This window comes from Archangium sp. Cb G35 (assembly GCF_001896145.1).
GTDB classification, from domain to species: domain Bacteria; phylum Myxococcota; class Myxococcia; order Myxococcales; family Myxococcaceae; genus Archangium; species Archangium violaceum.
Genome location: NZ_MPOI01000014.1, coordinates 424,938 through 436,801, shown reverse-complemented (window position 1 = coordinate 436,801; position 11,864 = coordinate 424,938). Strand labels below are relative to the sequence as shown.

Here is an 11,864-nt window from a genome sequence, read left to right as displayed (position 1 = left end):
CCCTCGGGAGAGGGTCGGGGTGAGGGTGCCCGTCCCCGTTCTCCAACCCATGGACCCCAATGTGGACCAGGGGTTCAACCCAGGATTCGAGGCACCCTCACCCCGTCCCTCTCCCGGAGGGCGAGGGGAAATGGCCGCGCTTGCGCCCAGGGGACTCCCTCACGGACATACGTGAAGGGGCTTATCGGCGAGCGCTCTTGCTCCGGGCCTGGTGCAGGCGGAAGTCCTCGTGCCAGGCGCCGTTGAGGCGGGCGAGCACCTCGCGGGAGTCGCTGGAGCGCTGCTTCTCCAGGGTGAGCTGCATCTGGCTGTCACCCACCAGGTAGCCGTTGGCGTACATCGTGTTCGTCCCGGGCGTGGCGATGGCCAGCTCCTCGGGAGTGCCGAGGGAGAAGTTGAACACGTCACCGGAGAAGGGCACGCGCTCGACGCCCACGAGCTTCGCCGCGCCAGCGCGGGTCAGCAGGGAGTCACCGGCCTTCAGCTCACCGGCCTGCACCACACCGCGGGTGGCCGTCACCATGGGGTGCGTCTGGGTGACCATCACCTCGCCACCCAGGGCATCCCGCAGCTTCACGAGGGGCTTGCGCTCGCCGCCGCGCGACACGGTCGTCACCGTGAGGGCCTGGCCCTGGCCATTGGCCAGCAGCTGGTCACCCACCTTCACCTGCTCCACCGGCACCTGCGAGCCATCGGCCTTCGTCACGCGCGTGCCCTCGGCGAGGCAGGCGTTGCGCCAGTCGAGGTTGAGGATGTCCTGGTAACGCGAGCGGGTGTAGGGCCGGCTGTTGCCCGCGTAGTCCACGCAGGTGGCCTTCAGCGTGGCGCGCATCATCAGACGCACGTTCTGGTACATGTCCAGGCAGTCCTTGCCGAAGTCCACCAACCCGTCGAAGGGGGCGTTGAGCTTCGTGGGGTCATACTCGTCGAAGGACGGCGTCTTGAAGGGCAGGCTCCCCTTGAAAACGCTGGTGCCGGGCATGGTGCCCGCGGAGCAGCGGCCGCCACGCTCCATCAGGACGACGGTCGCATCACTCGTCAGCGCATCCAGGGTGCATTCCGATGGCAGGGTCACCTGGTACCAGCCACGCATGGGCAGGTAGAGGTGGCTCGGGTCGTAGGCGCCGCTGGCGGGCTCCCAGTAGGCCCCGGCGGCGGGGAACCACGTGGTGTGGCTCGCCTCGGGGTCCGCCGCGCCCACGCCCGTGAAGGGCTTGGCGAAGGGCTTGAAGAGGCCGGTGACGGGATCCTTGCTGCCCGAGGCGTAATCACAATCCAGGAAGCCGGCGACGGCGCCACGCTCCAGGCAGGTGCGGATGGGATTGTCGCTGTGCATCTTCCCGATCAGCTCCTTGGGGTAGTGCACGGTGATGAGGTTGATGTCGTGCGCGCCCAGGGCCACCAGGGAGGACTCGGCCACCGTATAGGACAGGTGCTCCTCGCCCGTCTCCTCGTCGAAGGCGATGGCCACCGAGTCGACGAAGAGTTCCTCCTCCGGGCCCACCTTCAGCGAGAGCGGGAGTGGCGGCGTCTCGAGGACGGAGCTGGCGTACTCCTCGAGGGACTCGGTACCGAGCACGCGGAACTGCGTGCGCTCGGGGTTGGCGGCGAAGGCGGTGACGTCCGCGTAGGCGTAGTCGGAGCCCTCGAAGCAGGTGACGAGGCCGGTGGCCTGGAACTTCGCCACCGTGTTGTCGGCGCTGGCCACGTCGGCGAGCGGCAGCAGATGGCCACACCGCGAGTTCTCCGTGGGCCCGCTCGGGGTGAGCCGGTCCTGACGGGCCTTCGGGCCGGGCGTACCGGTCTTCTTCGCCTTGCGCAGCGTCTCCAGCTTGCGGAAGAGCTGGGGCGAGTTCTCCGGCGTGCTGCCCGAGGCCAGCAGGCGGTTCTTCACGAAGCGGAACTGCGTGTCATCCGCCAGGTCGAGCTCCATCTGCGAGTTGCGGCCGCCGCGCGAGAGCCCCTGCGCCTCCAACTGCTTCTCCCAGCCCGCGTAGAGCCGGGCCATGTAGAGCGAGTCGGCCGCCAGGGCCTGCTTGTCCACCTCGCGCGCGGGCGTCTTCTGCTGGGCGCAGCCAGCACCGAGCATCGCCAGTCCCAACATGACCGGGGCGAGGCGCGGAATCATCCGGGACGACGCATTCAGAGACAGTTTCATGGGGTTTGACCTCAGGGGCTGAAGCGGCAATCGGCTCCTCACGGACCATCGCGAGGCGGGCGGAAACTGGGGATGCCTCGCCCAATGGGAAGACGGCCCGGGGAAAGGATTTTCCTTCCCTGTCCAAACACAGACACACTTCGGGGAAAACCCGCGAACAAAGAACAATGCCCTGCGCCCACCGGGAAGGACACACGGCCAGCCGAGCGGATGTCCTCGCCCGGCTCCCCCGCGTGAGAGGGAAGAAGTTGAAAGCCTTTCATGGCTCCCGTGTAGAAAGCTGTAGAAAGGATGGGCAAATCCTTTCCCATACGCGTGTCTGTAGAAAGGATGGGGAAAAGCTTTTCCTTACCTTTTGGCCTGTAGAAAGGTGGGGGCAGGTGAGATTCCACCCAGGACCCCGAGGCTCCCCACCGGAGCATGGCGGAAAAGCAGAAGGGCCGCCCCGGTGTGTCCGGGACGGCCCCTCGGGACCTCGAGCACCTGGCCGTGGGCTACCGGCGCGCGCGCGCCAGCTTCCGGGCCTGAGACAGCCGGAAGTCCTCGTGCCAGGCACCGTTCAGCCGCACCAGCAGCGCCCGCGCGTCCACCCGCCGGGCCTTCTCCAGCGCCTCCTGCATCTGGCTGTCACCCACCAGGAAACCATCGGCGTACAGCGTGCGCGCCTCGGGCCCCAGCCCGGCCAGCTCCTCCGGAGTGCCCAGCGCGAAGTTGTAGACGGCCCCGGCATAGGGGACGCGCTCCACCGCCACCAGCTTCCGGGCACCGGTGCGCGTCAACACCGCGTCACCCACCTTCAGCTCGCGGGCCTGCACCACGCCGCGCGCCGCCGTCACCATGGGGTGTGTCTCCGTCACCCTCACCTCGCGCCCCTGCTCGTCGCGCAGCTTCACCACCGGGTTGCTCTCCCCACCGCGCGTCACCGACGTCACCGTCAGCGCCCGCTCCGTGCCCTGGGTCAGCAGCTTCTCGCCCACCTTCACCTGCTCCACCGGCACGCTCCGGCCGTCCGCCCGCATCACCCGCGTCCCCTCCGCCAGGCACCCGCGCTTGTAGTCCACCGGCCTCACCTCCTTCTTCGACGGGCAGCGGAAGGGCTCCGGCTCGCCGCCATACGGGTCCGGGCAGAAGCCCTCGGTGTAGACCCACATCTCCAGCCGCACGTTCTGCGCGTGCATCAGGCAGTTGCCCGTGCCGAAATCCAGGATGCCGTCGAAGGGGTACTCGCCGGACGCAGTGGGCGTCACCTTCCAGGGCAACTCGCCCTTGCCCACCACCGTGCCGGCCGCCGCGCCCGCGTCACACCAGCCCCCTTCGTCCACCAGGATGGCCGCCACCTTGCTGGTCACCTTCGTCACCTCGCACTCCTCCAGGACGTGGGGCATGAAATGGCCGCGCACGGGCAGTTGGAAGCGTGACGCATCCATCGGCTTCACCGGAGCCTCGAAGTACGCGCCCGGGTCGGGAATCCACGTCGGCGTGCCCGTCGCGCCACCCGAGGCCCTCGTGGCATCCACGTCCACCCCGGCGATGCCCGTGGCTCCCGAGGCCGGAAAGGGCGTCCACGACCCATCCGCCTCCCGGCGCACCAGCCCGTAATCACAATCCAGGTAGCCGCCGATCGCCCCGCGCTCCATGCACACGCGGATGTGCTTCTCGATCGTGTCCCTGAGCAGATCCTTCGGGTGCTCCAGGACGATGTCGCCCTCGCCCAGCCCCGGCACCGGGTGCAACGTGGCCGAGACCGACGTATAGGTGAGCTGCTCCTCGCCCGTCATCTCGTTGAAGGCCATGGCCAGCGAGTCCACCAGCAACAGCTTGTCGTCCTGCCGGGGCACGGAGAGCGCGAGCGGCGGCGTCTCCAACACCTTGCCCGCGTACTCCTCGTGGGACTCACTGGCGAGGTACTGGAAGGACATCTGGTCCTCGTCCGTGACGAAGGCCGTGAGGTCCACGTAGCCGTAGTCCGAGCCGCCGAAGCACGAGGTGAGCGCCGTGCCATGGAAGCGGGCGTTGGCGTCGTCTCCGCCGCCGAGGCCGAGCGGAATCATGTGTCCGCACGCCATGCCGTCCGCCGTGGCCGTCATGCCCGCGGCGAGGACCCCATCCCCCGGAGCATGCATGGGCCGCTCGGGCAGGGGCAGCCGGCGGTGGAGCTCGTCCAGGCGCACGAAGAGCTGGGGCGCGTTGAGCGCGGAGAGCCCCGAGGCCTTCAGCCGGTTCAAGACGAAGCGGTAGTGCACCTCGTCGCTCAGGTCCAGGGGCATCTTCTCGTTGTCACCGGTCTTCAAGGCCTGCGAGCGCAGGGCCGCCTGCCATTGCGCGTAGCGCCGCGCCATCTCACGCGAGTCCTCCGCGAGCTGCTGCGTGTCCACCTGTCCGGAGGCGGGGGTTTGCCGCTGCTGGCCGCACGCGGACGAGAGCGCGGCCACCATCATCAGGGTCAGCAAGGAACTTCTCATGATTCCATCCGAAGCAAGGGGGATGAGGGTGCACCTCCCCTATCCAGGGAGGAGGAGCCCTGGTGACGTGGTCACGGGTGGGGTTCAAGGTGATGGGTCGGAGTGCACACGTCCCGGCTCACCGCCAACGTGTATCCGCCTCGAGCGGCGTGCAGAGGGAACGCGGTTGCCTGTTGAATCCCGGAACACCCGAGCCAGACGTGCGTCGCACGCCCGACGTTCAAGGGTGACTCCAGATGGACGCGGCCCTCCGGAAGCGCCGGAGGACCGCAATCCCTCTCGGGAATTCAGAGCCCGGGAGGGAAAACTTTTTCCTACTTCTTCTTCACCGACTCGAGCAGCTTGCGGAAGTTCTTCTCCGCGCCGGCGACGGTACGCTCGGGGCCGGTGAGCTTGAAGAAGAGCGGACCCTCGGCCCCCTCGACGATGGCGCCCAGCAGACGGTAGCCGGGCTTGGGCGTGGAGGGGCCCATCATGGGGCCGCCGCCGGTATAGGTGCCCTTGACGTCCAGCGTGGTGACGGCGAGCCCGTTGAGCGTCTCCTTCTTGGAGCGCGCGTCCTTCTCGCTGATGGGGGTGCCATCCGCCTTCTGGAACTGGCCCAGCCAGCGCTTCACGTTGGCGTCCACCGCGCCGCCCTGGCCGGCGCCGAAGTAGAAGATGGCCAGCTCGGCGGCCTCGGCATCACCCTTGGCCGGAGCGATGCGATAGGTGGCCACGCGCATGGGCCGGGTGCCCTGCGTCTCCCAGCCCGAGGGGGACGTCCAGGTGAGGCCGCCCGCCTCGGGAGCGGCCTGGGGAGCCTGCGCCTGTGGGGCCGGGGGAGGAGTCTGCTGCGCCTGGGCCTGGGCCACGCCCACGGCCGCCATGAGTGTCATCGCACCGAGCAGTCTTTTCATGGGCCCAACCTATATCCGGGAACCGCCCCACCGGCATCGTCCGTCTTCCACCCGACGCGAAGCCGCGACCCCCGGCCCCCTCTGTCCGGCAGCGCACGCGCCATGGCCCGGAAGGCGGGGATGCCACACTCCAGGTACGAGTCAACCTTACCCCCCCAAAGGCAAACGCAGTCGGTCGTCGCGAAGAAGGACTCGCGTATGAAGAAGACACTCACGGTCGTGACGCTGCTCGCCGCGGGCGCCAGCCAGGCAGCCGGCATCGCCATCGACACCCAGGGCTCCCGCGCCACCGGCATGGGCTCGACGGGTGTGGCGAGCTCGAAGGATGCCGCGTCCATCTACTACAACCCGGCGGGCATCCTGGGGGTGAAGACGCTGGACATCCAGCTCGGCGACTCGCTCATCCTCGGGCACCTGGGCTTCACCGCCAATGCAACGGGCGTCGAGCAGACGCAGAATCCGGTGGCTCCCCCGCCGCACGGCTACATCGTCTACAAGCCCATCGAGCAGTTCGCGGTGGGCGTGGGTGTGTTCACGCCCTATGGCGCCAGAAGCGAATGGCCGGAGGACTTCGTGGGACGGCAGATCGCCCGCGGCTCGACGGTGACCACCTTCGACATCAACCCGACGCTGGCGTATGCGCCGCTGAGCTGGCTGCGGCTCGGGGTGGGCTTCCAGTCCGTCTACGGAATGCTCGATGCCAACCGGCAGATCGTCGTGCCCCCGCCCTCCCCCGCCGCCGGAGCCACGGGGGAGCTGGCGTTGTCCACCAGCGCCTGGGGCATTGGCTACAACGCGGGCATCCAGGCGGATCTGCTGCAGGGGACGGTGACGCTCGGCGTTCAATACCGCAGCCGGGTGGTGATGGACCTCGCGGGCGACGCGGACTTCTCGGGCTTCCCGGACCCGGTGGCCCCGGCGTTCCCGGATCAGCCCGTCCAGCTGGATATCGAGATGCCGGCCACGTTGGGGCTCGGCGCGTCCGTCAGGCCGCTGGAGAAGCTGACGCTGGCCGTCGACGTCAACTGGGTGCAGTGGTCCAGCATCCAACAGATCCTCTTCGAGTTCCAGACGACGCCCGAGTTCAACCTGCCCTCCGTCAAGAACTGGGAGGACCGGTGGAACTTCCACGTGGGCGGTGAGTACATGGTGACGAACGCGCTGGCGGTGCGCGCGGGCTTCGTCTACGACCCGACACCCTCTCCCGCGGAGACGCTCGCGCCGGACCTGCCGGACGCCGACCGCATCCGCGTCTCGCTGGGCGCGGGTTATGCCTTCGGGGGCTTCCGGGTGGACGCGGCCTACCAGTTCGTCTCCCTGCTGGAGACCGAGAGCACCTTCCCGCCGCTGCCAGGCACCTACCAGGGCTCCGCCCACGTGATTGGACTGACGCTCGGTTACTCGCCCTGACGCGCTCGCCCTGCTAGGGAGCACACCTGGGTGAAGAGGGGGCCCGGCACTACCGTGTGCCGGGCTCCGTCATTTCAAAGAGGTGTGTGAGGACATGAGCTCCCAGAAGCCCGGACGCAACGACCCCTGTCCCTGCGGAAGTGGCAAGAAGTACAAGGCCTGCCATGCCGCCGAGGATCGGGCGAAGGAGGCGGCCGCCGCGCCCAAGCCCGCCGCGCACCCGCTCGCCAATGACTTGCAGGCGGCGATGGACATGCTCGGGGGCGGGGACATGTCGCGCGTGTCCGAGGGGTTGGACCACCTGGGCGAGCTGTTGACGCAGTGGGGCCCGGCCCCGGGCCTGCGCTTCGATGCGGCGGCCTTCGACAAGCACGTGTCGCGGGAGCTGGAGCGGCTGGAGGACGCCGTGGCGAGGGACCCGGCGCAGGCGCGCAACTCGCTGCGGCTGGGCACGGTGCGCGAGCTGGGGACGCGGGCGTTCCTGGAGAAGCTGCGGACCACGTTGTTGGTGCGGGCCACGACGGCGGGCCTGAGCTCGGAGGACCGGCAGACGCTGTGCCTGGGAGCGCTGCTGGCCACCACGCCGAAGACGGGCAGCTTCCGGCCCGAGGACCGGCCCGTGCTGGACGTGGTGTTCGGCGTGCAGTTCCGCGAGTGGGGCGCCCGGCATGGCCAGGAGCTGGCGGCGAAGCTGGAGACGCTCGCCGAGCACGCGGACCTCTCGGACGAGGCGCGCGAGGTGCTGCGCAAGGCGGGCGAGGGCGAGATGGAGCCGCTGGTGAAGTACGTGGAATCGGATCCACAGCTGGCGGCGCGCATCACCCAGGAGGCCAAGGAGCGCTCGGGGCGGGTGGAGGCGGCGATGCGCCAGAGCATGACACCCTCCGTCTTCACACCCGAGGAGCAGGTGTGGCTCACCAGCGTGTTGTGGGAGCCGCTGAACGCGTTGAAGGCGCCGGGGATGGACGCGAAGGCCCGGAGCGCGGCGGTGGCCTCGTTCCTGGGGGCGGTGAGGACGGCCCTGGACACGGACCGGGAGATGCTGCCGGGGATGCTGGAGCGGATGCGGGCGAAGGCGAAGGACACGGCGTTGGACGAGACGACGCGGGCCTTCTTCGCGGACGCGGCGGTGGCCTTCGAGGCGGAGCCGGTGCGGATGATGTTGGCGGCGATCCTCACGTCGTACAGCGAGCCGGCGGCGCGCTCGGCGGAGGAGCAGGTGGTGAGGGCGGACCTGGAGGCGAAGACGAAGTGGACGGCGGAGGACCTGGAGCCCTACCGGAAGCTGCTGGGAGACATGAACCTGCCGGCGGCCGCCGAGCGGATCCACCGCGCCCAGGAGTGGCTGCGCGCCCACCCCATCGCGATGTAAGGGATTGCGAGCACCCTCTCCCCCTGGGAGAGGGCCGGGGTGAGGGTAGAGGTCTCCCGCACCACAGGTGAAGCCGGCACGGGCGGGAGGCTGGAGGACGAGCGGCGGAGGCACCGAGGAGAGCCGCTCTTCCAGGATGATCCAGGCTGAAACGAGGGTGGAAGGGTGGGCTCGAGGGGTGTGAGCAGGGTGACGCAACGCGAGCCCCGCGACCCGCCCGGGCTTGAGGCGTATGCTGTGGGGAACCATGACCGCGGCAAGCAAGACGACACCGGAAGCCGTAGCGCGGCACTACGACTACATCACGCCGTTCTACGAGATCATCGGCAGCAGGAGCCTGCACCTGGGCTATTGGCCCCCAGGTGAATCCGGCGGAACCTTCGCCGAGGCCCAGCAGCGCTTCACGGACCTGATGATCCAGCAGCTCGGAGCCCAGAAGGGGCACCGGGTGCTCGACATCGGCAGTGGGCTCGGGGAGCCGGCGACGCGCCTGGCGCAGAGCAGCGGATGCATGGTGGAGGGCATCACCATCAGCCCCCGGCAGGCCGCGCAGGCCGAGCGCTGGGCGAGCCTCCATGGGACGAGCGGGCAGACCTCGTTCACCTGCGGCAACGCCATGTCGCTGCCGTTCCAGGCGGGGTCGTTCGACGCGGCGTGGGCGCTCGAGTCGCTCTTCCACATGCCGGACAAGGCCGCGGCACTGCGCGAGGTGGCGCGCGTCCTCCATCCGGGCGGACGGCTGCTCATCGCGGACATCGTCGTCAAGGAGAAGGCGTCGCAGGAGGACCAGACGTTCCTCCAGAACGCGTTCGTCGCCCGGAGCTACATGAGCCCCGAGGACTACCCGTATCTCATCCGCGACACGGGCTACGAGGTCGAGCACGTGCTGGACATCACCCAGAACGTCATGGCGACCTTCGATGCGGTGTCCGCCGCCATCCGGGAGAAGGAGGAGGAGGTGCGCCGGGCGTACAGCGACGAATTCCTCGCGGCCATCCAGGAGCAATGGACGCGCATCGCGGAGACCGCGATGCGCAGCATGGGCTACATCGTCATCACGGCGAAGCGGGTGTGAGCGGAGTGGCCGCGCGCTCACCCGCGCTGGAACTCCAGGAAGTACTGGTCCGGCAGGAACTCGTGCGTCTGGGTCTGCCGGTAGCCCGCCGCCTCCAGTTCCCCGCGAACCTGCTCGGGTGAGAGCTTGTGCTGCCGGGGTGGCCCCTTCGGCGATTCCACGCGGAAGTCGATGATGACCACCCGCCCCCCGGGCCTCAGCTTCTCACCGAACCGCTTCATGTAGGCCACCCGGTCGCCGATGTGGTGGTACGTGTTCACGATGAGCGCCACGTCCACCGGCTCCGGCAGCTTTGCATCCCCCGGCTCGGCCAGCACCGCTTCCAGGTTGCCCAGGTTCTCGCGCTTCGCGCGCTCACTCATGAAGCGCGCCATGTCCGGCTCGATGTCCACGCCGTACACCCGCCCCTGGGGCACCGCCCGCGCCAGCCTCACCGCGAAGTAGCCCGTCCCCGCTCCGATGTCCGCCACCTTCGCGTCCGCCGGCAGGGACAGCGCCTTCACGACTTCGTCCGGCTTCTGCCAGGCGTCGCGCTCCGGCTCCTCGAAGCGCTTCACCCACTCCTCCGCGTTCTCGAAGCGGTGCGGCATCCCCCCGTGGTGCTCTCCGTGAGCGTGCTTCGTGTGGGCCGGTGCTTCGCTCGGTTCTGGGGATGCTCGGTGCGCGCAGGCCGCGGCGGACAACAGCCATGCGGCGAAGAGGGTGCTCACGGCTCGGGATCGGGGAAAGACACTCGGGGTCATCTTCATCTGGCTGCCTCCGTTTCAGGGGCACCGAGCGTATGCCCCACGGAGCCTGTGTCCACGGCCGTGACAGCGGGATGCTCGATAGCGGTGCAACCCGGGATGCTCGATACCCTCACCCCGTCCCTCTCCCGGGGGGAGAGGGGTTGTTTGGGTGCTCAGAGCTCCGGGAAGATGAGCAGTCCCCTCGAGGTGTCGATGACGTACACGTACCCGTCTCCTGGCACACGCATGCCGATCGCTCCCTCGTAGAAGCTCTTCCCACGGTCCGGGTCCGTCTCGCGGAACGTGTTGTAGTGCGCCACCTCCTTCGGGCTCTCCGGCACCGAGACGTCCAGCACCCTCACCCCATGGTGGTAGTACGCGATGTAGAGCCGATTCCCCTTCAGCACCATGTTGTGGATGGAGGCGTTCTCCTCCAGCTTGTACTCGCCCAACCGCTTCGGTTGCGCCGGATCCGTCACGTCCAGCACCCGCAGGTGCGCTCCCCAGTTCTCCCCTCCCTCGAACGCGATGCGCCTGTCCCCGAACTTCCCCACCGCGTTCGCGTGACTCGTCGCGTACGGGTACTTGTACGCCCCCACCTTCCTCGGATTCGCCGGGTCGCTCACGTCCACCATCACGTACCCGCCCGACCAGTGGTTGATGTACAGCATCCCCTCGAAGGCCAGCGCGTCGTGCGGATAGCCCACCGTCGGATCCGTCCCCGCTCCCACCTCCGCGTAATCACCCAGCCGCATCGGCTCCAGGGGATTCTGGATGTCGTAGATGAACGTCCGCGGCGACGGGCTCGGTGACATCGCGTACAGCCGCTCCCCCTCCACGAACACCGTGTGCACGTCGAGCTGCCCCTGTCCCGACGACACGCTCTTCACCAGTTGTGGGCTCGCCGGGTTCGTGATGTCGAACACCACCACCCCCGAGTCCGCGCTCGCCACGTACAGCGCGTTCCCCTTCGCCCACACCCCGTTCCAATAGTTGTCGTTGGGCAGGCTGAAATACGTCTTGAACACCGGTGCCTCCGGGTTGCGCACATCGAAGACCGTGAGCCCTCCCCGCTCGACTCCCTCCGGCACCGACACCACGTACGCATGGCCCTGGGTCACGTAGATGTCCACCGGCATGCCCGCATCCACGAACGACTCGGAGACGAGTCCCAGCCCCGAGGCCTCCGCCTCGCCCACGCGCCGCTCCCAGCGCTCCGCCACGAAGGTGCCCGCCCCGGTGCGCTTCCCGTTGCGGCAATTGATGTAGCAGCCGTACAGCCGCTTGCCCTCGGCCCGGCACCCCACCACCGAGTTGCGCAAAGTGACCGAGGAGGACTGCGCGCGCGTGCTCGACAGGAAGAAGGTGTCCGCGTCCACCTGCCGCTGCGTCGGCGCCGCTCCCCGGAACGAGTCCTGGCTCCCGTCCGCCGACACGCGGAAGGAACCCGCGCCAATGCCCGGGGACTCCGCGTCGAGCCGGTACAGCATCGTGTAGATGCCATCCCCCGGAATGCCGGCCAGCGTGCCCGTGTCACACCGGGAGACATCGAAGCCCTCCGGGTCTCCACAGGCGAATTCCGTGGTGTTGCGCACCGCGCACGCCGCGTAGCGGCCCGTGTCCACCCAGTCTCCCTCCAGGTCGTTGATGACCGGCGGCTCCGGCGGCTCGCGGCCGCAGGCGGACAACGGCAGGACTCCAAGGGCCAGGACCGCACAGGCACGACGCGTCCATTTCATGTCGGCGTTTCCTTTCGTGGC

Annotated in this window: 8 protein-coding genes; 3 read left to right on the top strand and 5 right to left on the bottom strand. The window is 68.6% G+C overall.

The genetic code is table 11. The features are described from left to right. Positions 1–181: 181 nt before the first annotated feature. From BO221_RS38690 to BO221_RS38680, 3 genes are all read right to left on the bottom strand, one after another. Positions 182–2,158, bottom strand: a complete 1,977-nt coding sequence (locus BO221_RS38690; protein ID WP_143195929.1) for a Hint domain-containing protein — start codon at positions 2,156–2,158, stop codon at positions 182–184. Positions 2,159–2,652: 494 nt separating this feature from the next. Continuing rightward, entirely contained in the window at positions 2,653–4,620 is a 1,968-nt protein-coding gene (locus tag BO221_RS57460; RefSeq protein ID WP_143195928.1) for a Hint domain-containing protein, read from the bottom strand. A gap of 314 nt (positions 4,621–4,934) precedes the next feature. Then, complete coding sequence (locus BO221_RS38680) at positions 4,935–5,519, bottom strand: hypothetical protein (protein WP_233166452.1); 585 nt, start codon at positions 5,517–5,519, stop codon at positions 4,935–4,937. A 198-nt stretch (positions 5,520–5,717) separates the two neighbouring features. Here BO221_RS38680 and BO221_RS38675 point away from each other — a divergent pair, with 198 nt between their 5' ends. From BO221_RS38675 to BO221_RS38665, 3 genes are all read left to right on the top strand, one after another. Next, positions 5,718–6,929, top strand: coding sequence for an OmpP1/FadL family transporter (locus BO221_RS38675; RefSeq protein ID WP_073565868.1), 1,212 nt, complete (start codon positions 5,718–5,720; stop codon positions 6,927–6,929). 94 nt (positions 6,930–7,023) lie between these two features. Continuing rightward, positions 7,024–8,301 carry a YecA family protein gene (locus tag BO221_RS38670; protein ID WP_073565867.1) on the top strand — a complete coding sequence of 426 codons (1,278 nt, stop codon included), beginning with the start codon at positions 7,024–7,026 and terminating at the stop codon, positions 8,299–8,301. A 247-nt stretch (positions 8,302–8,548) separates the two neighbouring features. Continuing rightward, entirely contained in the window at positions 8,549–9,376 is an 828-nt protein-coding gene (locus BO221_RS38665; protein ID WP_073565953.1) for a methyltransferase domain-containing protein, read from the top strand. 17 nt (positions 9,377–9,393) lie between these two features. Here the strand turns inward: BO221_RS38665 and BO221_RS38660 are convergent, their stop codons facing one another. Continuing rightward, on the bottom strand, positions 9,394–9,966 hold the full coding sequence (locus tag BO221_RS38660) for a class I SAM-dependent methyltransferase (RefSeq protein ID WP_233166451.1): 573 nt from the start codon (positions 9,964–9,966) through the stop codon (positions 9,394–9,396). A gap of 311 nt (positions 9,967–10,277) precedes the next feature. Further along, positions 10,278–11,843, bottom strand: coding sequence for an LVIVD repeat-containing protein (locus tag BO221_RS38655; protein ID WP_073565865.1), 1,566 nt, complete (start codon positions 11,841–11,843; stop codon positions 10,278–10,280). Positions 11,844–11,864: the final 21 nt, after the last annotated feature.